Source organism: Arcobacter sp. CECT 8983 (assembly GCF_004118855.1).
Classification (GTDB): Bacteria; Campylobacterota; Campylobacteria; order Campylobacterales; family Arcobacteraceae; genus Halarcobacter.
Genome location: NZ_PDKF01000007.1, coordinates 113,933 through 137,199 on the forward strand (window position 1 = coordinate 113,933; position 23,267 = coordinate 137,199).

Annotated in this window: 23 protein-coding genes; 15 read left to right on the forward strand and 8 right to left on the reverse strand. The window is 28.9% G+C overall.

Annotated elements, in window-relative coordinates; genetic code table 11:
• The first annotated feature begins 32 nt into the window (after positions 1-32).
• From CRV01_RS08705 to CRV01_RS08715, 3 genes are read left to right on the forward strand one after another with little or no spacing between them, the layout of a single operon-like run.
• Positions 33-1,190, forward strand: a complete 1,158-nt coding sequence (locus CRV01_RS08705) for an efflux RND transporter periplasmic adaptor subunit (RefSeq protein ID WP_129007820.1) — start codon at positions 33-35, stop codon at positions 1,188-1,190.
• On the forward strand, positions 1,187-4,324 hold the full coding sequence (locus tag CRV01_RS08710) for an efflux RND transporter permease subunit (protein ID WP_129007821.1): 3,138 nt from the start codon (positions 1,187-1,189) through the stop codon (positions 4,322-4,324). The genes CRV01_RS08705 and CRV01_RS08710 overlap by 4 nt, the downstream gene beginning before the upstream one ends.
• Positions 4,317-5,705 carry a TolC family protein gene (locus CRV01_RS08715; protein WP_129007822.1) on the forward strand — a complete coding sequence of 463 codons (1,389 nt, stop codon included), beginning with the start codon at positions 4,317-4,319 and terminating at the stop codon, positions 5,703-5,705. The genes CRV01_RS08710 and CRV01_RS08715 overlap by 8 nt, the downstream gene beginning before the upstream one ends.
• A 16-nt stretch (positions 5,706-5,721) precedes the next feature.
• Here the strand turns inward: CRV01_RS08715 and nfo are convergent, their stop codons facing one another.
• Positions 5,722-6,564 carry a deoxyribonuclease IV gene (gene nfo / locus CRV01_RS08720; RefSeq protein ID WP_129007823.1) on the reverse strand — a complete coding sequence of 281 codons (843 nt, stop codon included), beginning with the start codon at positions 6,562-6,564 and terminating at the stop codon, positions 5,722-5,724.
• 43 nt (positions 6,565-6,607) lie between these two features.
• Positions 6,608-7,030, reverse strand: coding sequence for a hypothetical protein (locus CRV01_RS08725; RefSeq protein ID WP_258238368.1), 423 nt, complete (start codon positions 7,028-7,030; stop codon positions 6,608-6,610).
• A 29-nt stretch (positions 7,031-7,059) separates the two neighbouring features.
• Here CRV01_RS08725 and CRV01_RS08730 point away from each other — a divergent pair, with 29 nt between their 5' ends.
• The 7 genes from CRV01_RS08730 to mreC are packed head-to-tail and all read left to right on the forward strand — an operon-like array spanning position 7,060 to position 13,555.
• Entirely contained in the window at positions 7,060-8,133 is a 1,074-nt protein-coding gene (locus CRV01_RS08730) for an epoxyqueuosine reductase QueH (RefSeq protein WP_129007824.1), read from the forward strand.
• On the forward strand, positions 8,130-9,173 hold the full coding sequence (gene lpxB, locus CRV01_RS08735; RefSeq protein ID WP_129007825.1) for a lipid-A-disaccharide synthase: 1,044 nt from the start codon (positions 8,130-8,132) through the stop codon (positions 9,171-9,173). The genes CRV01_RS08730 and lpxB overlap by 4 nt, the downstream gene beginning before the upstream one ends.
• A 55-nt stretch (positions 9,174-9,228) precedes the next feature.
• Positions 9,229-9,672 carry a 3-hydroxyacyl-ACP dehydratase FabZ gene (fabZ, locus tag CRV01_RS08740; protein ID WP_129007826.1) on the forward strand — a complete coding sequence of 148 codons (444 nt, stop codon included), beginning with the start codon at positions 9,229-9,231 and terminating at the stop codon, positions 9,670-9,672.
• Between the two features lie 12 nt (positions 9,673-9,684).
• The gene (gene lpxA / locus CRV01_RS08745; RefSeq protein WP_129007827.1) at positions 9,685-10,476 is read left to right on the forward strand and encodes an acyl-ACP--UDP-N-acetylglucosamine O-acyltransferase; all 792 of its coding nucleotides are present in this window, start codon (positions 9,685-9,687) and stop codon (positions 10,474-10,476) included.
• A gap of 3 nt (positions 10,477-10,479) precedes the next feature.
• Complete coding sequence (gene clpX, locus CRV01_RS08750) at positions 10,480-11,703, forward strand: ATP-dependent Clp protease ATP-binding subunit ClpX (protein ID WP_129007828.1); 1,224 nt, start codon at positions 10,480-10,482, stop codon at positions 11,701-11,703.
• Between the two features lie 15 nt (positions 11,704-11,718).
• The gene (locus CRV01_RS08755; protein WP_129007829.1) at positions 11,719-12,750 is read left to right on the forward strand and encodes a rod shape-determining protein; all 1,032 of its coding nucleotides are present in this window, start codon (positions 11,719-11,721) and stop codon (positions 12,748-12,750) included.
• Positions 12,743-13,555 carry a rod shape-determining protein MreC gene (gene mreC, locus CRV01_RS08760; protein ID WP_129007830.1) on the forward strand — a complete coding sequence of 271 codons (813 nt, stop codon included), beginning with the start codon at positions 12,743-12,745 and terminating at the stop codon, positions 13,553-13,555. Before CRV01_RS08755 ends, mreC begins: the two co-directional genes overlap by 8 nt.
• Here the strand turns inward: mreC and ribE are convergent.
• Positions 13,545-14,159 (reverse strand): riboflavin synthase, encoded by a 615-nt coding sequence (ribE, locus tag CRV01_RS08765; protein ID WP_129007831.1) that lies wholly within the window; start codon positions 14,157-14,159, stop codon positions 13,545-13,547. The genes mreC and ribE overlap by 11 nt on opposite strands.
• A gap of 160 nt (positions 14,160-14,319) precedes the next feature.
• On the opposite strand from ribE, the gene mnmG reads away from it, so the two are divergent.
• The gene (mnmG, locus tag CRV01_RS08770; RefSeq protein ID WP_129007832.1) at positions 14,320-16,209 is read left to right on the forward strand and encodes a tRNA uridine-5-carboxymethylaminomethyl(34) synthesis enzyme MnmG; all 1,890 of its coding nucleotides are present in this window, start codon (positions 14,320-14,322) and stop codon (positions 16,207-16,209) included.
• A 188-nt stretch (positions 16,210-16,397) separates the two neighbouring features.
• Here the strand turns inward: mnmG and CRV01_RS08775 are convergent, their stop codons facing one another.
• The 5 genes from CRV01_RS08775 to CRV01_RS08790 are packed head-to-tail and all read right to left on the reverse strand — an operon-like array spanning position 16,398 to position 18,612.
• On the reverse strand, positions 16,398-16,868 hold the full coding sequence (locus tag CRV01_RS08775) for a hypothetical protein (RefSeq protein ID WP_129007833.1): 471 nt from the start codon (positions 16,866-16,868) through the stop codon (positions 16,398-16,400).
• 38 nt (positions 16,869-16,906) lie between these two features.
• Positions 16,907-17,500, reverse strand: coding sequence for a hypothetical protein (locus tag CRV01_RS08780; RefSeq protein ID WP_129007834.1), 594 nt, complete (start codon positions 17,498-17,500; stop codon positions 16,907-16,909).
• Between the two features lie 11 nt (positions 17,501-17,511).
• The gene (locus CRV01_RS13735; RefSeq protein ID WP_164970036.1) at positions 17,512-17,667 is read right to left on the reverse strand and encodes a hypothetical protein; all 156 of its coding nucleotides are present in this window, start codon (positions 17,665-17,667) and stop codon (positions 17,512-17,514) included.
• A 54-nt stretch (positions 17,668-17,721) separates the two neighbouring features.
• Complete coding sequence (locus CRV01_RS08785; protein WP_129007835.1) at positions 17,722-18,009, reverse strand: hypothetical protein; 288 nt, start codon at positions 18,007-18,009, stop codon at positions 17,722-17,724.
• 48 nt (positions 18,010-18,057) lie between these two features.
• Entirely contained in the window at positions 18,058-18,612 is a 555-nt protein-coding gene (locus CRV01_RS08790; protein ID WP_129007836.1) for a hypothetical protein, read from the reverse strand.
• A gap of 137 nt (positions 18,613-18,749) precedes the next feature.
• Between CRV01_RS08790 and CRV01_RS08795 the strand changes: the two genes are divergently transcribed.
• From CRV01_RS08795 to ccoG, 4 genes are all read left to right on the forward strand, one after another.
• Complete coding sequence (locus tag CRV01_RS08795; protein WP_129007837.1) at positions 18,750-20,111, forward strand: NAD(P)/FAD-dependent oxidoreductase; 1,362 nt, start codon at positions 18,750-18,752, stop codon at positions 20,109-20,111.
• Positions 20,112-20,115: 4 nt separating this feature from the next.
• On the forward strand, positions 20,116-21,111 hold the full coding sequence (locus CRV01_RS08800; RefSeq protein WP_129007838.1) for an amidoligase family protein: 996 nt from the start codon (positions 20,116-20,118) through the stop codon (positions 21,109-21,111).
• Positions 21,096-21,776 carry a gamma-glutamyl-gamma-aminobutyrate hydrolase family protein gene (locus tag CRV01_RS08805; protein WP_129007839.1) on the forward strand — a complete coding sequence of 227 codons (681 nt, stop codon included), beginning with the start codon at positions 21,096-21,098 and terminating at the stop codon, positions 21,774-21,776. Before CRV01_RS08800 ends, CRV01_RS08805 begins: the two co-directional genes overlap by 16 nt.
• 105 nt (positions 21,777-21,881) lie before the next feature.
• Complete coding sequence (gene ccoG, locus CRV01_RS08810) at positions 21,882-23,264, forward strand: cytochrome c oxidase accessory protein CcoG (RefSeq protein WP_129007840.1); 1,383 nt, start codon at positions 21,882-21,884, stop codon at positions 23,262-23,264.
• The last annotated feature ends 3 nt before the right edge of the window (positions 23,265-23,267 follow it).

Here is a 23,267-nt window from a genome sequence, read left to right on the forward strand (position 1 = left end):
AATACATACGTATGTATTGTAAAGGTTAATTAATGAAATTTTGCTTAAAAAGTTTATTTTTATTGTTCGTTACAATTTTTTTATTAGGATGTGGAAATCAACAAAACAATAGTTTTTCAGAAGAAGAACAAAAAACTGAAGTTGGATACATAACATTAAACAAACAAGAAGTTCCTTTACAACAAGAGTTGTCAGGAAGAATAAAAGCTATTTATAAATCTGAAGTTAGACCACAAATTGATGGTATTATAAAAAAACAACTTTTCAAAGAAGGAACTTATGTAAATAAAGGTGATATTTTATATGAGATTGATTCAGACTCTTATCAGGCTGCTTACAATGAAGCTTTAGCAACACTTAAAAATTCAGAAGCAAATTTAATAACTCTAAAACTAAAAAAACAAAGATATGAAAAATCTGTAAAATTTAGTGTAGTATCACAACAAGATGTAGATGATGCAAAAGCTGCATATTTACAAGCTGTTGCTTTAGTTGAACAAAATAAAGCTTTACTAAAAAGTGCGAAAATAAATCTTGATAGAACAAAAATAAAAGCACAAATCTCTGGTTTTATTGGAATATCAAATTATACGATTGGATCTTTAGTTTTAGCTAATCAAACAAATGAATTAACTACAATTAGAGATACAAGTAGAGTATATGCTGATTTAAGTCAGTCAAATAATCAATTATTTAAATTAAAAAAGATAACAAAAAACAACAATAAAAAACAGGATATCCCTGTAAATATTATATTACCAGACAATTCAAGATATGCACACTCTGGGATACTTAAACTTCAAGAAATTTCAGTAGATGAAGATACAGGATATGTGACGCTAAGAGCAGAGTTCCCAAATCCTGAAGGGGAATTATTGGACAATATGTTTGTAAATACCATAATAGATATTGGTACTTATTCTAATGTTTTTTTAGTTCCTCAACAAGCAGTTACATTGGATGGAAAATCAAATTATATGGTTACAATTATTGAAAAAGATAACACAATACAGAAAAAAACAATAACTGTAGAAAAAGCAGTAGGAAATAAATGGCTTGTAACAGATCGCCTTTTACAAACAGATAAAATTATCGTTGAAGGTTTAAATAAAATAAATAAAAATAGCATAGTTATTCCTAAAAATGTTAATAACTTATATGTAGATAATTCAAAAAAAGAAGTAAAATGATAGCTCGTTTTTTTATTAATCATCCAATTTTTGCTTGGGTTATATCGTTACTTATAATGTTAGTAGGAATACTTTCTATTAAAAATTTACCTGTAGAGCAGTATCCAGATATTGCTCCTCCCACAATTAACATTCAAGCAACATACTCTGGTGCAACAGCTAAAACTATTGAAAATAGTATCACTCAACTTATAGAACAAGAATTAACTGGATTAGATGGATTACTTTATTTTTCTTCAACAAGTCAAACAGGAAGTTCAAGTATAAATGTTGTATTTGAAAAAGGTGTAGATCCAGATATTGCTCAAGTTAAAGTAAATAATAAAATTCAACAAGTATTACCAAGGCTTCCAGAAGATGTTAGAAAAGAAGGGGTGACTGTCGTAAAATCACAAGATGATTTTCTTATGATAGTTAGTATGCATGATGAATCAGGAAAATCAGATGAAAGTGATATTTCAGATTATCTAATCACCAATATAAAAGATGGACTTTCTCGAATAGAGGGTGTTGGTGGAGTTGAACTTTTTGGTTCAGAATATGCAATGAGAGTTTGGATAGATCCCAAAAAACTTAAATCTTATAATCTAATACCAGCAGATATAAATAATGCAATCTTAAAGCAAAATTCACAAGTATCTGCAGGAAGTATTGGAGCAAGACCACAAATAAAAGATCAAGAATTAAATGCAGATGTTGTATCAAGAGATAAATTAGAAAATGTAAAAGAGTTTGAAAATATTGTGGTAAAAAGCAATAAAAATGGTGCAGATGTTTTTTTAAAAGATGTTGCAAAAGTTGAATTAGGTAGCAATGATTACTCTTTTATATCAAAAAATAATGGTTATCAATCAAGTGGTATAGGTGTAAAATTATCTGCTGGGGCAAATGCTGTAGATGTAGCAAAAAGAGTTAGAGAATATTTATCATCATTTGAAAACTCTTTGCCAAGTGGATACGTAGTTTCATATCCATATGATACAACTATTTTTATTGAAGAGTCTATAAAAGAAGTTGTAAAAACACTATTTGAAGCCATATTTTTAGTAGTTGTTGTAATGTTTGTTTTTCTTAATAGTTGGCGAGCCACTATAATCCCTGCTATTGCCGTACCCGTTGTATTGCTTGGTACCTTTGCTATTTTAAATTTTTTAGGATTTACAATAAACTCTTTAACTATGTTTGCAATGGTATTATCTATAGGCTTATTGGTTGATGATGCTATTGTTGTTGTTGAAAATGTAGAAAGAAACATGAGAGAGAAAAAACTTTGCGCAAAAGAAGCCACAATTATAGCAATGGATGAGATCACTAGTGCTTTAATTGGGGTTGCAACTGTACTTTCTGTAGTATTTTTACCAATGATATTTTTTACTGGTTCTACTGGAATTATATATAAACAATTTGCAGTTACAATTATATCTTCAATGGTTTTATCTGTTGTTGTAGCATTAACTTTATCTCCTGCTATTTGTGCTACATTTTTAAAACCTCATAATACAAATAAAAAAAGTAATGATGTCCTTGATTGGTTTAATATAAAATTTAGTAATTTAACAAAAAAATACAAAGCAGGTATTTTTAAATTTATCAATGCACCTTTTAAATCACTTGTTGCTTATGTGGTAATAATAGCAGTTAGTATTTTATTTTTTATAAAATTACCTACGGGATTTATACCACCTGAAGATCAAGGTGATTTGATGATTCAATTTACCCTTCCAGCTGGTGCAAGTGCAACACGTTCTGAAAATATTGAAAAAATCATAAGAGATTATTTTTTAACAGAAGAAAAAAATACTATAAATTCAATTTTTTCAATTGTTGGTTTTACTTTTTCAGGAAATGGACAAAATGGGGGATTAGGATTTGTTGAGTTAAAAAATTGGAATCAAAGAGCTGGTATAGAAAATAGTGCAGATTCTATTGCCAATAGAGCAATGATGAATTTTACAGATAATACATCAAAATATTTTATAAGAGATGCACAAGTATTTGTTATGAATCCATCTTCTGTTCCAGGTTTGGGTAATACAGATGGATTTGAATTTCAATTACAAGCTGGTGCTAAAATGACAAGAGATGATTTAATAGAAGCAAAAGATTCTTTATTAGAAAAAGTAAATTCAAATGAATTGATAGTAAATGGAAGAGTTGAAGGAACTGAAGAAACACCACAATTAAAACTTAATTATGATAAGAAAAAAATATTTTCTTTGGGCTTATCATATGATGATATTGATGATACATTAAATACAGCATGGGCTGGTTCTTATGTTAATGATTTTATTGATAAATCAAGAATAAAAAGAGTCTATGTACAAGCTGATGCCCAATACCGATCTAAACCTGAAGATTTATATCAATGGAATGTTAGAAATAATCAAAATAAAATGGTCTCTTTTGAAGAGTTTACTGATATCTCTTGGAAAACAGCTGAAAAATCATTGACACGATATAATGGTTTAGCCTCTTATCTAATTCAAGGAGAAGCTGCTACTGGTGTAAGTTCTGGAGTTGCGATGGATGAGATGGAAAGATTAGCAAAACTTAATAATAAAGACACTAAATACTCATGGAGTGGTTTATCTTATCATGAAAGATTATCAAGTGGGCAAGCTGTATATTTATATGCATTATCTTTAGTTGTAATATTTTTATGTTTAGCTGCTTTATATGAGAGTTGGAGTATTCCTTTTTCTGTTTTATTAGCTGTGCCATTAGGAGTTATTGGAGCTGTTATTGCAGTATATTTTAGAGGTTTAAACAATGATATATATTTTCAAGTTGCACTTTTGACAACAATTGGACTGGTTTCAAAAAATGCAATATTAATAGTTGAGTTTGTTGAAACTGCTTATAAAAAAGGTGAATCCTTAACAGTTGCAGCAGTAGAAGGAGCAACACTTAGATTTAGACCAATAATTATGACTTCATTAGCTTTTATTGCTGGTATTATTCCTTTAGCTATTTCAACAGGAGCAGGAGCAAATAGTAGAATCTCAATAGGTACAGGAATCATTGGTGGAACACTGACAGCAACAGTTTTAGCAATATTTTATGTTCCTCTTTTATTTATCTTAGTAAAAAAATTATTTAGTAAAAAAGAGCAAAAAGGTACAAAAAATGTTTAAATCTTTATTTATTTTAATAAATATTCTTATATTTACAGGATGTAGTTTAAAACCAGAGATTGTATATAATAACTCTGTAATTCCATCTAAATTTGAAAATGCTGTAGATAAAAATAGTAAAGTAGAATATATTCAACCAAAATGGCAAGATTTTGTAAAAAATGATAAATTAAAAAAATTGATTAAATTGGCTCTTGAAAATAACAAAGATTTAAAAATAGCAATTTTAAATATAGAATCAGCAAAAGCTACATATAGAATAGAAAAATCAAAATATTTTCCTTCTATTGAAGCAAAAGCCAATAATACAAATTCAAGAGATATTTCATCAAATAATAATACAGAAATATCTCGTACATACTCTTCAAAATTTGCAACTTCTTATGAGCTTGATTTATTTGGAAAAATCAGGAATTCAAATGATTTTGCATTACAAAGTTACTTATCTACAAAATATGCAACAACAGCAACAAAAATAAGTTTAATATCTGAAGTTATTAATAATTGGAATACTCTTTGTGCCAATATTGAACAATTAAAAATATTAGAAAAAAGTATTGAAAATTTAACCTTATCATATGAATTAACACAAAAAAAGTTTGATATGGGCATTATCTTAATTGATGATGTTTTTAGTGCAAAAACAAGTTTAAAAGAAGCAGAAGTAAGCCTTTTAAATCAAAAAACAATTATTGAAAAAAATAAAAATACTTTTGAGTTATTAGTATCAGCAAATATTCCTAAAAATTTAATACCAAGCGGTTTTGAAGAGAATGAAAAAAGTCTTATGTTAATTCAACCTGGAATCTCATCAAAAGTTTTATTATCTCGTCCTGATATTATTCAGGCAGAATACAATTTAAAAGCAAAAAATGCAAATATAGGTGTTGCAAGAGCTGCCTTTTTCCCTTCTATTAGTTTAACTGCAGATTATGGTCTGGCAAGTAGTTCTTTGAGTTCATTATTTAATGGAAATTCTCGTACTGTATGGTCTTTTATTCCAAGTATCAATTTGCCTATTTTTAAAGGAGGTGAAAATATGGCAAATTTAGATTATGCAAAAGCTCAACAAAAAATAGCCCTTGCCCAATATGAAAAAACCATCCAATCTGCATTTAAAGATGTATCTGATGCTTTGGATGAAAGAGCAAATATAACTAAACAACTTAATGCACAAAAAGATTTAGTAAATACAGCAAAAAAAAGTTATGAGGTATCTTTAAACTCTTATAAGTATGGATTGGGAAACTATTTAAATGTGTTAATTTCACAAAAAAAGTTTTTTGATTCAAAAAGGGCTTTAATAGATACAAAACTAAATGAATTGATAAACAGAGTAAGTTTATATACCTCTTTTGGTGGAAATGAGAAAATAGAGTAAATCTATTTTCTTATTTTTATTTAATAAAACTATATAAAGCTTGAATCTCTTCAGCCCAAATCTCTTCATCAATAGTTTCTAAAACCAGTGGAATATCATCCATTCTTTCATCATTCATGATAAATCTAAAGGCATCCCAACCAATTTGTCCCATTCCTAAACTATGGTGTCTATCTACTCTACTTCCAAGTTCTGGCTTTGAATCATTTAAGTGCATACCCATAAGATATTGTCGTCCTACTACCTCATCAAACTCTTTCCAAGTTTTATCATAGGCTTCCCTTGTTCTTATATCATATCCAGCAGTAAACATATGACAGGTATCAATACACACACCAATTCTACTTTTATCTTCAACTTTATCAATTAGATAAGCTAAATGCTCAAACTTATATCCAAGGTTACTTCCTTGACCTGCAGTGTTTTCAATTACAAGCTTTACATCATTTGTAGCATCAATTGCTTGATTAAGTGATAAAGCAATTCTATCTAAACACTCTTCTTCACTTATCTTTCTTAAATGACTTCCTGGGTGAAAGTTTAGTCTATCAAGTTTTAGTATCTCACATCTTTCAATCTCATGTAAAAACCCATCTAATGATTTTTGTCTTTTCTCTTCTTCAGGGTGCCCTAAGTTAATTAAATAAGAGTCGTGAGGTAAGATATGTTTTGCTTCAATACCTGTTTTTTCCAACTCCTCAAACCATTTGTCTAAAGTCTTTGTATCAAAATCCTTTGCTCTCCACTGTCTTTGGTTTTTAACAAATAGTGCAAAAGCTTTGCAACCTATTTCTCTAGCGTTGATTGGAGCGTTATAAACGCCACCACTAGCACTAACATGTGCTCCAACATATTTCATATTTATGTCCTTTCTAAGTGTTCTATTTTTTGGGATTGTACTATTAATCTTTTTTTATTTTTATTAAGATTGAGTTTTCTTTATCTCTGTGAATAATAATTTTTTCATCTTTTTCAAACAAATTTTTTAAAAAATTTTTTTCATAAGAACTATGTAAAAACTCTTTGTTGAAGTTCTTGCTTTTTTGGCATTTAAAGGTGTCTTTACAAACTTGATTATCATAAATATCTAAGCGTAAAACAGTAACACCTGCTGAAAATACCTCAACTCTAGTAAAGTTTTCAAATTTAGAGATAAAGCCTTTATCATAAAATTTTAGTTTTGGTGTTTTTATAAGTATAGTGGCACTTGAGACAATTTTTGGCTGATTAAAAGAGCATCCAGTAAAAAATATTATGAAAAAAACAAGAAAAGATAACTTTTTAATTCCTAATCCTTTATTATAAAAGTTTCCACTATAATACAAAAAAAACTATAATTAATCAAAGGTTATCCTTGTTAGTACATATTTGTTGCGCAGTAGATTCACACTATTTTTTAGAAAGGTTGCAAGAAGATTTTCCAGATGAAAAACTTGTTGGCTTTTTTTATGACCCAAATATTCACCCATATAATGAATACAGACTTAGATATCTTGATGTTGAATATTCATGTAAAAAACTTGGTATTGAACTTCTTGAAGGTCCTTATAACTTAGAAGAGTGGCTAAAAAAAGTAAAAGGCTTAGAAAATGAACCTGAAAAAGGTGATAGATGCACAGTTTGTTATGATGACAGATTAGAAGTTAGTGCAAAAAAAGCTTTAGAGTTAGGACATGATAAATTTACTACTTCACTGCTTATTTCTCCTAAAAAATCTCAAGATAAATTAGAAAAAATTGGAGCTAAGCTTACAGAAGAACTTGGTTGTGAGTTTATCTTTAAAGACTATAGAAGTGGAAGTGGAACACAAAAACAAGGTGAAGTTGTAAAAGAAAATAGTCTATATAGACAAAACTATTGTGGCTGTTTATTTGGACTAACGGCTCAAAGAGAACAACAAAAGAAAATCATGGATGAAATGTTTTCACCCCTTTCTCACCAAATCCTTCCAGAATCAATAGAAAGTAGGCTTGAACTTTATAAAAAAAGAGATGAAATGGAAGAGCAAGGTATTCCATATCAAATTATTAAACAAAGATTTTTAAACTATAGGCTTTTAAGTGCTAAAGTTAAAATAGACAAAAAAGTAATTCCTTCTTATTTTTTATGTTATTCAACTCTAAATAGAAAAAAAATGAACGGAAGAATAGCTTACGAAAAAGATGAAGTAGCTTATTTAAATAAAGATGAAGTAAAAATCTTAAGTATAGATATGTTTAATTCAATAGGAAATAGCACATATAGAAATGTTTTAAAACTAATGTATAATCCTCCTACATTTGAATCAGAACTAAATATTAGAAATGCTATTACTCAAAATCCATATGGACTTTCAGCTATTGTTATTGTAGATGAAGTAATAGATGGAAAATACGAAATAGAACTAGATTCTGTTATTTATGAAGATGTTAAGGAAGTACTTATATGAAACTTCTAGTTTGTGCAATGGAAGCTTCATCAAATATTCACCTAAAAGAATTAAAAAAACATTTACGTGAAGATGTAGAATTAAAAGGGGTTTTTGATAACTCTTTAGGTAATCCTTTATATGATTTAACATCTTTAGCTATCATGGGTTTTACAGACGCAATAAAAAAACTTAGATTCTTTTTTCGCCTTCGTGATGAACTTGTAGAACTTGCAGGTGATTGCGACAAAGTTTTACTTATGGATAGCTCTGGTTTTAATCTTCCCTTAGCAAAAAAGTTAAAAGAAAGATATCCAAATAAAGAGATTATTTATTATATTTTACCTCAAGCTTGGGCTTGGAAGAAAAAAAGAGTTTTTAAATTACAAAACTTTTGTACAAAACTTTGTTCTATTATTCCTTTTGAAAGTGAACTTTACACCGATAAGGAAAAAATAACTTATGTGGGTCATCCTTTACTTGATGAAATAAAAGAATTTAAAGAAGAACTTACAAATACAAATAAAATCATTTATATGCCAGGAAGTAGAAAAACAGAAATTGTAAATCACATGAATGTATATAGACAACTTGCTTCAAAAATAAAAGATAAAGAACATATTTTAATCATTCCTAAAAAGTTTGATGAAGAGTTTATCAAAAAATATTATGGAGATATTTCATTATTTAAAGTTTCAAGTGATTCGCACGAAGAGTTAAAGCAAGCAGAGTTTGGATTTATTTGTAGTGGAACTGCTACACTTGAAGCAGCACTTATTGGAACTCCTTTTGTCATGAGTTATGTTGCAAAAAAAGTTGACTACTTTTTAGGAAGATTATTTGTTAAACTACCTTTTATTGGATTAGCAAATATCTTTTTATACAAATCAGGAAAAGATGCTATTCATAAAGAGTTTTTCCAAGATGAAGTAACTTTTGAAAACCTTTATAATGAATATAAAAATATAAATAAAAATGATTTCTTAGAAACCTCTAAAGTTCTAAGAGAATATTTGAAACACGGAAGTTCTAAAAATGTAGCTGACATAATTCAAAGCTAATATTTTTTTAGATAAAATGAATGATTTTTAAAAAACTTGAATTATAGGAATAAGAATGCTAGATATAAATGAAATACAAGAAATATTACCTCACAGATATCCTTTTTTACTTGTAGATAGAATTACAGAAATGGAAAAAGGTAAAAGTATAGAGGGATTTAAAAATATTTCTATTAGTGAACCTGCATTTATGGGACACTTTCCTGGACATCCAATTTACCCAGGAGTATTAATCTTAGAAGGTATGGCTCAAGCAGGTGGAGTACTTGCCCTTAAAAGTAATGACCTTTCAAATGAAGAATTAAAAAGTAAAGTTATTTATTTTATGAGCATTGATAAAGCAAAATTTAGAAGTCCTGTTAAACCAGGTGATCAATTAGTATATAAAATTGATATCATTAAATTAAAAGGTACTTTAATTGTACTTGATGGAAAAGCTTATGTTGATGATAAGTTAGTTGCTCAAGCAGAATTAAAAGCAATGGTAGTTGACAAATAGTTGGGAATTTAAATGAATAATATTCACAAAACTGCAATAATTGAAGAAGGTGCACAAGTAGGTGAAAATGTAACTATTGGTGCATATACAATTATTGGTAAAGACGTAAAAATTGGAGATGGTACAGTTATTGATTCTCATACACTTATTGAAGGTAAAACTACAATTGGTAAAAATAATCATATCTTTTCTCATGCTTCAATAGGAACAATTCCCCAAGACTTAAAATTTAATGGGGAAGATGTAGAATTAATAATTGGGGACAATAATAAAATTAGAGAATACACTCTATTTAATCCAGGAACTCAAGGTGGTGGTTCAAAAACTGTAATTGGAAGTAATAACTTATTTATGGGTTATGTTCACGTTGCACATGATTGTATCATTGGAAGTAATTGTATTTTTGCTAACTGCGCAACTTTAGCAGGACATGTAGAGATTGATGATTTTGTTGTAATTGGTGGAATGACACCAATTCACCAGTTTTGTAAAATAGGAACTGGTTCTATGATAGCTGGTGGTTCAGTTGTAACACAAGATATCCCTCCTTATTGTTTAGCAGAAGGGAATAGAGCTAAAATAAAAGGTTTAAACCTAACAGGTCTTAGAAGAAGATTTGAAAATAAAGAAGATATAAACGAAATAAAAAAAGCCTATAAAGCTTTATTTAGAAGTTCAAATGCCATAAAAGACTCTGCAAAAGAGTACTTAGAAGAATCAAACAATGAACATGCAAAAACAATGTGTGACTTTGTTTTAAATACAACAAGAGGAATTCCTTTTGATAGAAAGACAGGAGAGTAATTAATGAGTAAAGAGATTATATGCGACTTTTGTGGTTCAAAAGATAGCGAAACCAATCCTGTAATTGCTGGAGACAATGCATTTATTTGTAAAGCTTGCGTAACTGCAGCACATGAAATAATGACAGGAAGCGCTCCTTTAAATGATGATAGTGACACTGAAGAAGTTTCAATTAAAGAGCAGATAAAACTTAGAACTCCTGCTCAAATAAAAGAGATTTTAGATGATTATATCATTGGGCAAAATAAAGCTAAAAAAGTTCTATCTGTTGCAGTTTACAATCACTACAAAAGAATTTTTAGAAAAGATGAAATTGATGATGATACAGAAATCAACAAATCAAATGTTTTATTAATAGGACCTACAGGTTCTGGTAAAACTTTATTAGCACAAACAATTGCAAAATATCTTGATGTTCCTTTAGCTATTGCCGATGCTACATCTTTAACAGAAGCTGGTTATGTTGGTGATGATGTTGAAAATGTAATCACAAGACTTTTACAATCTGCAAATGGAGATGTGAAAAAAGCTGAAACAGGTATTATCTTTATTGATGAAGTTGATAAAGTAGCAAGAATGAGTGAAAATAGATCAATCACAAGAGATGTATCAGGAGAAGGTGTACAACAAGCACTTTTAAAAATAGTAGAAGGTTCAGTTGTAAATGTTCCGCCAAAAGGTGGAAGAAAACATCCTGGACAAGATGCAGTTCAAGTTGATACTACAAATATTCTTTTTATTTGTGGTGGAGCCTTTGATGGTCTTGAAGAGATTGTTAAGAAAAAACAAGGTGCAAATGTACTTGGATTTAACCAAAAGAAAACTGGTGCAAAAGAAGAAAAAGATTTAATCTCAAATGTAGAAGCTCACGACTTAGTTAAATATGGACTTATTCCTGAACTAATTGGTAGGCTTCATATGATTGCAACATTAAATGAAATCTCTGAAGATGATATGATTCATATTTTAACTGAACCAAAAAATGCACTTATCAAACAATATATAAAACTATTTGAACTTGATAATGTTAAGTTACAGTTTGATAAAGCAGCTTTAAAAGAAGTTGCTAAACTTGCAATTGAAAGAAAAACAGGAGCAAGAGGACTTAGATCAATTTTAGAAGATATCATGCTTGATATTATGTATGATTTACCTCTTTATGAAAATAAAACTGTTACTATAACTAAAGATGTTGTGACAAATAAAAAAGAACCAAAAATAGCTTAAAAAAGAAGGAAGAGTATGTTATTAGATAAACTAATAGGTCTGTTTTCAAGTGACATGGCAATTGACTTGGGTACTGCCAATACAATTGTTTCTGTAAAAGGAAAAGGTATCATTATCAATGAGCCTTCAGTTGTTGCAGTACAAAATGATAGATTCGGAAAAGATAAGATTCTTGCAGTTGGACAAGAAGCTAAACAAATGATTGGTAAAACACCATTAAATATTCAAGCGGTTAGACCAATGAAAGATGGTGTTATTGCTGACTTTGAAATGACTGAAAGAATGATTAGATATTTCATTGAAAAAGCACATGCAAGAAAATCATTTATCAGACCAAGAATTATTATTTGTATTCCATATGGAATTACGCAAGTTGAGAGAAAAGCAGTAAAAGAATCAGCTTTAAGTGCTGGAGCTAGAGAAGTATTCCTAGTAGAAGAACCAATGGCAGCTGCAATTGGTGCTGGTATTCCTGTATCAGATCCATCTGGTTATGTTGTTGTTGATATTGGTGGTGGTACTACGGAGATTGGTGTAACTTCACTTGGTGGACTTGTACTTTCTAAATCAATTAAAGTAGCTGGGGATAAGTTTGATAAATCAATTATTGATTATGTTAGACAAAACTACAACCTTTATATTGGGGAAAGAACAGCTGAAAATATCAAAATCGAAATTGGTACTGCTATTAAACTTGATACTGAACTAAAAATCAAAGTAAAAGGTAGAGATAACTCAGGATTACTTTCAACTATTGAATTAGGTAGTGAAGGTGTTAGAACAGCAATAAAAGAACCTCTTAGAGAAATCGTTTCTGCTGTAAGATCTGTATTAGAAGACATGCCACCTGATTTAGCTGGTGACGTTGTTGATAATGGTGTTATTTTAACAGGTGGAGGAGCACTAATTAGAGGTTTAGATAAATATTTAGCAGATATAATTAAACTTCCAGTAAAAGTTGCTGAAGAGCCATTATTAGCTGTTGCTTATGGTACAAGCAATGTATTAGATCAGGCTGCATTATTAAAACTAATAACTAATGAATAAATTTCTATTCTTTCTTCTTTTTATAGCAGTTAGCTTAGGTTATATCTTTGAGATAGACCAGCTAATTGCTAGAAACTTCAATCCCCTTACAACACTGAAAAAGATGTATGTAAATAATGCAGTAAAGGTACAAAACAATATTGAAAAATATTTTAATCAAGCTGCAACAATAAGTAAACTTCAAGAAGAAAATGCAGAACTTAAAAACTATAAAGAATTATATTTAGCCTCAAACAATGAACTACATTCAGTTCTAGATGCAATTAGTATAACAAAAAACACAAGAGATGATATTAAGTTTACTAAAGTTTTATCTTATGTAAAATTTGATGATTTTACAAAAGTTTGGATTGACTACAAAAAAGAAGATGACTCTATTTTAGGAGTTATTTCAAATGGCTTTGCAGCAGGAATTGTAGTAAATCAAGATGGAAGAGCTAAGGCTTTATTAAATGGTAATGACAAATGTAACTACTCAATCTTTGTGGGAAATACCAAAGCTCCTGGTATTATTCATAAATCAAAAAACAAACACCTATTAATAGCAAAATATATCCCTATTTGGTACAAAATAAGAGTAGGAGACGAAGTTGTAACTTCTGGTATGGATAATATTTTCTTTGAAGGATTAAAAGTAGGAAAAGTTGTGGGTATCAAAAAAATGCAAGATATGCAAGAAGTTCAAATAGAACCTTATGCAAAAGTTTTAACTCAAAAGTATTTCTTTATTTACAAAAAAAAGCAACTAAATCCTGAAGCTAAAGAAGAAGATAAAAAAGTAGAAGAAAAAACTTCTAGTAATTAGCCATAATCGAATCTACTTTATCCCAAGTAAGACCATCTTTTTTACCATTGCTAAACATGTTATAAATATATCTAGCAAACATATCTGTCTCAAGATTTACTTTTGTTCCTACTTTGTATGTTTTAAATAATGTATTTTCGATTGTATGAGGAATAATAGTTAATCTAAAAGAATCTTCTAAAACATCATTTACAGTTAAAGAGACTCCATCAACTGTAATACTTCCCTTTGGAATAATATATTTTGCATATTCACTTGGTAGAGAAATTATATAATCTGTTGAATTTCCAACTTTTTTTATGGCTTTAATAGTCCCTAAACAATCAACATGCCCTTGGACAATATGACCTTCAAATCTATCCCCCATCATCATCGCAGGTTCTATATGAACTTCACCTCTATAGTTTTCCATTGCTAATATCTTTTGAGACTCAGGAGATAACTCTACAGTAAAAGTATCATTTGTAAATCTAACAACAGTAAGACAAGCACCATTTACAGCAACAGAATCTCCAATTTTTGGAGAGTATTTAGCTTTTAGTGTTAGAAAGTTGTTTTGAAGGCTTACTACTTTTGCCATTTCTCGAATTAAACCAGTAAACAAAAAATATCCTTGTATTTATAAAAGTTAGTTAAATATTAATTTGTAATATAAAGTATTCCATAATATCAATTTGTTATAATAGCGAAAATTTATTAATGTAAATCTTTTAGATAAGTGGAAGAAAACATTTATCTAAGAGATTTCATCAAAAAGGACTATGATGAAATATGATGTAATCGTTGTAGGTGGAGGTCATGCTGGAATCGAAGCTTGTTTAGCAAGTGCTAGAATGGGTAAAAAAACTCTTCTAATTACTATGCTTGTTGAACAAATTGGAGCAGCTAGCTGTAACCCTGCAATTGGTGGACTTGCAAAAGGTCACTTGGTAAGAGAAATTGATGCTATTGGTGGAGAAATGGGACTTTGTACTGATGCTACAGGTATTCAGTTTAGAGTTTTAAATGCTTCAAAAGGTGCAGCAGTTCAAGGAAGTCGTGCACAAATTGATATGGACAAGTACAGAGAGTACATGAGAAAAGTTTGTCATAATACTCCTAACTTAGAAGTTTATCAAGATGAAGTAGAATCTTTACTAATAAAAGATGAAAATGAAGTTTATGGTGTAAAAACAAAACTTGGAGAAGAGTTTTTTGCTCAGAAAGTAATTCTTACAACAGGTACTTTTATGAGAGGTCTTATTCACATAGGTGAAAAAACTTATGATGCAGGAAGAGCTTGGGAACTACCTTCTTCAACTCTATCTATCCAATTAAAAGAATTAGGACTAAATGTAGGAAGATTAAAAACAGGAACTCCTGCAAGAATAGATACTGCATCAATTGATTTTTCAGTAATGGAAGAGCATGGTGGAGATGAAAAACCAATGCCTTTTTCTTTTAGAACAAATAAGGATGAGTTTAACCCTACTCAATATCCATGTTTTATAACATATACAAACACAGGAACACACAGTACTATTTCAGGAAACTTCCACCGCGCACCTATGTTTACAGGACAAATTGAAGGGACAGGTCCTAGATATTGCCCAAGTATTGAAGACAAAGTAAATAGATTTGCTGATAGAGATAGACACCAACTATTCTTAGAGCCACAAACAGAAATGAGAACAGAATATTATATCAATGGGTTATCAACTTCACTTCCTATTGATGTACAAAAGCAAATGATTCATTCAATTGCTGGACTAGAAAATGCAAAAATCATTAGATATGGATATGCTATTGAGTATGATTATGTTGATCCAACAGAGTTAAAACATACTTTAGAAACTAAAAAAATCAATAACCTTTATAATGCAGGTCAAATCAATGCAACAACTGGTTATGAAGAAGCAGCAGCACAAGGTTTAATGGCTGGAATTAATGCTTGTCTTGCAATTGATGGTAAAGAACCATTTGTTCTAAGACGGGATGAAGCATATATTGGTGTTTTAATTGATGACTTAGTTACAAAAGGAACAAATGAACCATATAGAATGTTTACATCAAGAGCTGAGTATAGACTTTTACTTAGAGAAGAGAGTGCTGACTTAAGACTAACTGCTTATGGTCATGAGTTTGGATTAATTACTGATGAACAAAATGCAAAAGTTGAAAACAAAAGAAAAGTTATTGATGAAGCTGTTGAATTTATGGCTGAGCAATGGTTTACTTCTAAAAAAGAGAATCTAGAATTATTAGAAGAAATTGATGAAGATAAAATCAAAGATAGAGCAAAACTTATTGACTTAGTAGGAAGAAATACAATAACTGCTGAAAAATTTGATAGGTTAGTTCCTTCATTCAAAGATACAGAGAGTTATTTAAAAGAACAAATTATAGTAGAAGCAAAATATTATAGATATGTTGATAAGCAAAAGAAACAAATAGAAAAAATGAAGAAAATGCTTGAGATGAAGATTCCTGAAAACTTTGATTTCAAATCAATTCCAGGTCTTTCAAATGAAGTTACAGAGAAGTTAGAAAAATTTAAGCCACCAACACTATTTAATGCAAGTGAGATATCAGGTGTTACACCAGCTGCAATTGATATTATTCATATGTATATAAATATTAATTCAAAAAATAAAAAAGGGATAGTGACATTATAATCTAGCATGTCACAAAATAAAAGTATCATCCCTAGATTTATGAGTAATAATCTAGATGATACTTTTAAATTCCTATTTCCTCTAAAACTCAAACCTGATGAAAATAAGTTTGGAAACAGTCACTATGAAGTTGTTGTAAAATAGATTTATAAAGTAAAATTATCTCTTCCCTAAAAGTAAGGAAGATGTTAGTTTTTGTTAGTGATACATTGTTTTTTTATAATATCAAAAAATGAGTGTGAAGTGCTTGTTAGAACTATAAAACTTGATAATCCCCTTGTTGCAAGATGCTTAACTATACTATTAGAAAATTCAACTAAGTAAAGCTCTCCTTTAACTTCCTTTCTTTTTATTTTAAATCCGTTTTTTCTTAATATTTTAAAATATCCTTCTGAATCAAGATAATATCTAGAAGAATCATATTTAAATGTATTAAGTGTCATGTTTATATATTGTCCTTTGTGTAAGGCACCATATCTAATTGATCCATTTGGCAAAACCTCTTCGGATAGCTTATTCAATTTTATCTCGCATGATTGATTCAAAATAAGAGCTTGCTTTTCTGGTGTATTTTCTATCATTATATCTTCATTTATTTTTGCACATCCACTAAAAAAAATAATAGTGCATACAGATAAAAGAGATATTGTCTTTTTCATCTTTTCTCCTTGAATTATTTAATATAGTTTGTCTAGAATCATCTTTTATATTTAAGTCTATATTTCAATGTAATTGTTTCATTGGGGTAGTTTAGTATATAATCAAATCTTGCTTCATTTATTGCATCGTAGAAAGTATTATTTACTTCTTCAAATCTTGATTTTTCAACAAATCTGAAATTTTTTAAATCTTTTGTTTTTGGATCTATTTTAAAGCTAATAATTAAATCTTCTTTTACCGGAGCTACTTTTGGATAACCATGAAATTTTAAATATGGAAGCATTTTTGTTTCGTGTTCTTTTCTTAGTGCTTCTTCCTTAGCATTCTCAATTTCTTCTTTTCTTTTCTCCATCATAGAATATCTATAGCCCTGCTTAATACTGTTGAGTGTATTTATTGCTCCTGTATATGATTCTGAGCTTGCACCTTCCTTAATACTCAATGATGCTTTAGTTACTTTTGCATTGTTTGAATGTTCATTAAAATTGATTGTATAGTAGAAGTTTTTTGATTTTATTTGTGTTGTTTTTCCCTCTAAGTTACCAATATCTCCTTTTGTAAGCATACCTTCAAGACCATTTGCAAATAATGAACAATAAAGTAGTGATAAAAATAAGATTAATTTAATCATGTGTTTTCCTTTTAATTATACTCATCTAATAAGTAAGGTTGTCCACTACCACCAAAGAAAAAGGCACCAACGCCAAAAATCAAACCTAATGTTATAGATATATATTTCGCATACTTCTCATCTAGTTCAGGGTTGATTTTATAAACAACTTGGTCAAAAAACAACATAGAACTAAACCACACACAAGCAAAGACTGCTGGTATAACAATTAATTCTTTCATTTAATTTTTTATTGGTTGATACAGCTTAACTGGAAGCATCTTTTTACTTTTATCATCATAGTAAAAATCAAGAATTTCAATTGGTTCAAGGCTTTTATTGCCATTTTTATCTGCTACAATATTCCATACTTTTCCATTTTTTGTATCTAATAGATATTGGTCTGCCCTCATTTCAGAAATTTGTCCTAATACATATCTTCCATTTTCAGAGGATAATATTTTTGACTCTTTAGCTAAAGAAAAAGTTGTCAATATAGTTAATAGAGATATAAATGTTATTGTTTTCATTTTAGTCCTTTAGTTTACATAAAAATTATAACAAAATATTATTAATTATTATCTTCCAATCATTTTAAGTATAGCTTCTCTATTGTTTGCCTCTGGATTTATTATTCTATGCACTTTGTGAATTGTTAATCTTGAAAGAGTATCCTCATCGTCAAGTATTACTATTTTTGTTTTAAAATCATCACTTGAGTTAATAGGAACAGATCTCATTGGTAACTCTTTTTGTCTTCCTTTTAAATAATCTATAGTAACACCAAAATGTTCGGCAATACTTTCTAGTGCAAAATCTGGAAAATTAACAGCTCCTGACAAATATATACTAACATTTACTCTTTCTTTAGTTTCAATTTTTTCTTTTTTATAAATTATTCTTTCTCGTTTTGCTTTCTTCTTCGGATTATAAAAATTTCTAAAATTAATTATTAGCCTACCGTTAGATTTAAGAAAGTGTTTTATACTTTCAAAAACTTCACAGAGATAATCATTAAAAGTATAATCACAAGAACAATATAAATCATTTGGATATGTATATATTGCATATGAACAAAAAATTAAATCAAATCTAGTTTTACACTTATTTTCATCCCTTGAAATAAAAAACAAAGAAAACTACATCCATACAAAGAATACTGCTAGTTCGTATAAATAATCATTATTTTTTTGTTTTAGTTCAAAAATAAGTCTGATTTCATAAAACTATTCTATAATAAATAAAATATCTCTATTTAAAGGGAGAAGAAATGAAGACTTACGATACGATTATACTTGGAGGAGGAAGAGCCTCTTATTTAGCAAAAAGAATAGGTAGCCTTGGAAAAAAAGTTGCCCTAATTGAAAAATCAAGTTTAGGGGGAACATGTGCAAACAGAGGATGTGTCCCATCAAAACTTCTAATTGGATATGCAGATGTTGTAAGAAATATCCAAGCTTCTGAAAAACATTATATATTAAGTAAAATAGAAAATATTGATGTAGAAAAAATTTTTAAAGACAATAACTCATTTATTGATAGTGTGGATGAAGATTACAAATCTCGCTTAAATGAAAATGTCGATTTATATAGAGGCATAGGATATTTTCTTTCAAATAATGTAGTTGAAGTAAACAATGAAAAACTAACATCAGAAAAAATCATCATAGCAACGGGAACTTCGCCAAAAGAAGCTCTTATTGAAGGTGCATGGACAAGTGATGATATATTTCCATTAGAAAGAGTACCCTCTTCTATTTCTATTGTTGGTTCAGGTTTTATTGCCTGTGAACTAGCAAATGTTTTTGATGCTTTAGGAATCAAAACAAAACTTCTAGTAAGAGGGAATGAACTTCTATCAAATGAAGATGAAGATATTCAAAAAACCTTTAAAGAAGAGTTTAGCAAAAATATTGATATAGAGTTTAATACTACTGTAAAAGATGCTAAATACAAAGATGGTTCTTTTGAAATCACTCTTGAAAGTAAAGACAAAAGTACAAAAGAGTATAAAAGTGAAGCCTTATTATATGCAATAGGAAGAAAATCAAATGCAAAAAGCCTTAAACTAGAAAATACAAGTATTGAAACTGATGATAGAGGTTATATAAAAAGAGATGAATTTTTTGAAACAAATGCAAAAGGAGTATATGTTGTAGGAGATGCAGCAGGAGAATATATGCTACAACATGCAGCAGCATATGAAATGAATTATCTTTATAAAATTCTATTTGAAGATAAAAAAGAACCTTTAAAATTTAAATATATGCCACATGCCGTATTTACTAGTCCAGAAATTGCAAGTGTTGGTCTTACACAAAAACAAGCCAAAGAAAAAAATTTAGATTTTGTTGTATCAAAGACTTCATGGGAAGCAAGTGCAAAAGCAGAAGCTATGAAAATAGATTATCCCTTTACAAAGCTTATTGTTGATAAAAATAGTTATAAAATACTTGGTTGTCATATAATTGGACCACAAAGTTCAACAATGATTCACCAAGTATTAACAGTAATGCATATTGACAATGATATTAGACACTTAAAAGAGATGCTTTATATACATCCTGCATTAAGTGAAACTCTTTTACCAGCTGCTATAAATACAATTAAAGATATTGAAAAAAGGAAATAGTTTTATGAATAACTTTTTAGAACCAAAGGTAACAAAAAATTACAAAGATGAGATTAGACATATTGGATTTGAACTTGAATTTGCAAATATCGATATAAAAGATGTTTTATCTATTTTAGAAGAAAAGTTTGATTTCAATGTAAAAAAAATAAATAATTATCTGTATAAAATCATTTCAAAATATGGTGATTTTACACTTGAACTTGATTTTGAACTTTTAACACAACAAAAAATTAAAAAGAATGCAAAAGATTTATCTAATAAAGTAGGCATAAACATAAAAGAAAAAGATATTGAAAATATTGAAAAAATGATTGGAGATCTTTCAAAAGATATAGTTCCCTATGAAATAAGTACCCCACCTCTTCCTTTAGATGAAGTATCAATAATACATAGCATAATAAAAGAATTAGCAAAAAATCATGCAAAAGGGACTAAACACAAAATATATTATGCTTTTGGTTTACATATTAACGTAGAAGTTATTTCTTTAGAAGTTGAAAGCTTACTAAGTTATACAAGAGCATATTTAATACTTCAAAACTATATAAATAAAGATGCAAAAATAGACTTAGCAAGAAAAATAACACCTTTTATTGATAACTTTAAAAATGACTATATCAAACATGTATTAGATAAATCATACAATCCTTCTATTGATGAATTTATTGAAGACTATTTAAAATTTAACCCAACAAGAAATAGATCCCTTGATCTTCTTCCAATTTTAGCTTTTATCAATGAAGATAAAGTAAGAGCAAAGCTTCCAAAGGAAAAAATCAAACCAAGACCTGCCTTTCATTATAGATTATCAAACTCTATGATAGGTAATGAAGGATGGGAGATTTCAGAAGAGTGGAATAGATGGATTCTTGTTGAAAATCTTGCAAATGATAAAGAATCATTAGAATTTTTATCAAAAGAGTATTTAACACACTTAGATAATATTATTAATCTAACAACTTGGCATGGGAAAGTAGAGTCATGGCTAAACCATTAGTTGGTATTTGCTTACCCGACAAAGGCAATTTTTTTGCATATTTATTTATAAAATTAAACTTGAAACTTCAAAAGGCTTCTTGTGTTAGGTTAAGACCTTCAAAAAAAAATATTGATTTCAAAAAATTAGACGGTTTAATTTTAAGTGGAGGAAGTGATATTGATCCAACTTTGTATGGAGCAAATAAAGATGCTCATAATACAAAACTAGATAAAAAAAGAGATGCCTTTGAATTAGAGATGATTGATAAAGCCTATAAAGAAGAACTTCCTATTCTTGGTATTTGTAGAGGAGCTCAATTAATCAATATCTATTTTGAAGGAAACCTTTATGCAAAAATACTTGACTTAGATGAATATCTAATACATCAAAACTCTATCTTCCCAATAAAAGAAGCAAAAGTTAAAAAAGACACAACTTTACACTCAGCAGTAGAAGAAGATGAAATAGTAATTAATAGTATCCATAATCAAGCAATCCATAAAGTAGGAAAAGACCTAGAGGTTTCATCAAAACATGAATCTATTATTGAATCTGTTGAAAAAAAAGATTACCCTTTTTTACTTGCTTTGCAATGGCATCCAGAATATTTAATATACTTAAAAAAACACAGAAATATTTTTAAAAAATTCATCAAAGCTTGCATCAATTATAAGAGTGATTAAAATTGATTATTAATTTTACTCTTTATTATAACATCAGCTTATAATAGTTTATGCTTATTATAAGCGAGATTTATATAGAATAAAAAAAAAGATTTAGGATATATTATGGAAGAAAATGCCGCTGTTTTAAATAAAACACCATATAGAATCAAAAGATATTACGCATATATCATTGCAACTATTGTTGCTTTAGCTGTTCCATTTATAAGAATAGATGGTAATCATATATTCTTATTATCATTTGATAAGAAACAACTTCATCTTATGGGTATTGCATTTGATATGCAAGAATTATATTTAATGCCATTTTTACTTATGCTTTTATTCTTAGGGATATTTGCAGTAACGGCTATTGGAGGTAGAGCTTGGTGTGGTTGGGCCTGTCCTCAAACTATATTTAGGGTTATTTATAGGGATTTAATTGAGTCAAAACTTTTAGGTCTTAGAAGAATCAAAAACAAACAAAAAGAACCAAACTGGTCAAAAGCAGAAAATGCAGCTAAAAGAGTTGTAGCAATTATCTTATGGACTATTATTGCTTTAGTTGCTGCAGCTGATTTCATGTGGTATTTTGTTCCACCTGAAGACTTTCTTGCTTATATTTTAAATCCAACTGAACACTGGTTTTTAATTGGTTTTGTTTTAGCAATTGCAGGTTTTTTAGTTTATGATGTAATTTGGCTAAAAGAAGATTTCTGTGTTTATGTATGTCCATATTCAAGAGTTCAATCAGTACTTTATGATGATGACACATACCAAGCTATTTACTCTACAAATAGAGGTGGTCATATCTATAATGAAAATAAAGAAAAAATAATTTTCAAACAAAAAGACTTACCTGAAGAATCAAATGAATGTACTACATGTGAAGCATGTGTAACAGTTTGCCCTACTCATATTGATATTAGAAAAGGTTTACAACTTGAATGTATCAACTGCTTAGAGTGTGTAGATGCATGTACTACTGTTATGGGAAAACTTGGTAAAAAATCACTTGTTCAATGGACAAGTACAAGAGATATTAAACAGAATGAGCCAACTAAGTTTGTAAGAAAATCAACTATTATGTACACTATTGCATTAGTTGTGGTTATTGGGCTTCTATTTGTAATGGGTGGTAAAAAAGAGTATATGCTTTTAAATGTAAATAAAACTACTCAATTATATAAAATAAAAGAAAATAATGTAGTTTCAAATAACTTCTTACTGTTATTCCAAAATACTGATTCTAAAACACATACTTATAATCTAGAAGTTTTAAATCACGATGATATTGTAATTAAAAGATTTTCACCTTTCAAATTAGGTGCTGGTAAACTTAGAAAAAAAGTTGTAGTACTTGAAACAGATAAAGTTCTTGTAAACGATAATACAAAAGATACACCTATTTCGGTAAAACTAAGAGCTTTTGCTGTTGACGAACCAAATAGAGTATCAGTAATTAGAGATGCTGTATTTATTTACCCAAGAGCTGACAAACTAAAATAAGTA

What these genes read in the sequence shown, in the direction of transcription:
- CRV01_RS08785 (WP_129007835.1), bottom strand. Translation starts at nt 18,009, where the DNA reads ATGAAAACAATAACATTTATATCTCTATTAACTATATTGACAACTTTT.
- CRV01_RS08705 (WP_129007820.1), top strand. Translation starts at nt 33, where the DNA reads ATGAAATTTTGCTTAAAAAGTTTATTTTTATTGTTCGTTACAATTTTT.
- CRV01_RS08710 (WP_129007821.1), top strand. Translation starts at nt 1,187, where the DNA reads ATGATAGCTCGTTTTTTTATTAATCATCCAATTTTTGCTTGGGTTATA.
- mnmG (WP_129007832.1), top strand. Translation starts at nt 14,320, where the DNA reads ATGAAATATGATGTAATCGTTGTAGGTGGAGGTCATGCTGGAATCGAA.
- ccoG (WP_129007840.1), top strand. Translation starts at nt 21,882, where the DNA reads ATGGAAGAAAATGCCGCTGTTTTAAATAAAACACCATATAGAATCAAA.
- CRV01_RS08715 (WP_129007822.1), top strand. Translation starts at nt 4,317, where the DNA reads ATGTTTAAATCTTTATTTATTTTAATAAATATTCTTATATTTACAGGA.
- mreC (WP_129007830.1), top strand. Translation starts at nt 12,743, where the DNA reads ATGAATAAATTTCTATTCTTTCTTCTTTTTATAGCAGTTAGCTTAGGT.
- CRV01_RS08805 (WP_129007839.1), top strand. Translation starts at nt 21,096, where the DNA reads ATGGCTAAACCATTAGTTGGTATTTGCTTACCCGACAAAGGCAATTTT.
- clpX (WP_129007828.1), top strand. Translation starts at nt 10,480, where the DNA reads ATGAGTAAAGAGATTATATGCGACTTTTGTGGTTCAAAAGATAGCGAA.
- lpxA (WP_129007827.1), top strand. Translation starts at nt 9,685, where the DNA reads ATGAATAATATTCACAAAACTGCAATAATTGAAGAAGGTGCACAAGTA.
- CRV01_RS08775 (WP_129007833.1), bottom strand. Translation starts at nt 16,868, where the DNA reads ATGAAAAAGACAATATCTCTTTTATCTGTATGCACTATTATTTTTTTT.
- CRV01_RS08780 (WP_129007834.1), bottom strand. Translation starts at nt 17,500, where the DNA reads ATGATTAAATTAATCTTATTTTTATCACTACTTTATTGTTCATTATTT.
- fabZ (WP_129007826.1), top strand. Translation starts at nt 9,229, where the DNA reads ATGCTAGATATAAATGAAATACAAGAAATATTACCTCACAGATATCCT.
- lpxB (WP_129007825.1), top strand. Translation starts at nt 8,130, where the DNA reads ATGAAACTTCTAGTTTGTGCAATGGAAGCTTCATCAAATATTCACCTA.
- CRV01_RS13735 (WP_164970036.1), bottom strand. Translation starts at nt 17,667, where the DNA reads ATGTTGTTTTTTGACCAAGTTGTTTATAAAATCAACCCTGAACTAGAT.
- CRV01_RS08800 (WP_129007838.1), top strand. Translation starts at nt 20,116, where the DNA reads ATGAATAACTTTTTAGAACCAAAGGTAACAAAAAATTACAAAGATGAG.
- nfo (WP_129007823.1), bottom strand. Translation starts at nt 6,564, where the DNA reads ATGAAATATGTTGGAGCACATGTTAGTGCTAGTGGTGGCGTTTATAAC.
- CRV01_RS08755 (WP_129007829.1), top strand. Translation starts at nt 11,719, where the DNA reads ATGTTATTAGATAAACTAATAGGTCTGTTTTCAAGTGACATGGCAATT.
- CRV01_RS08795 (WP_129007837.1), top strand. Translation starts at nt 18,750, where the DNA reads ATGAAGACTTACGATACGATTATACTTGGAGGAGGAAGAGCCTCTTAT.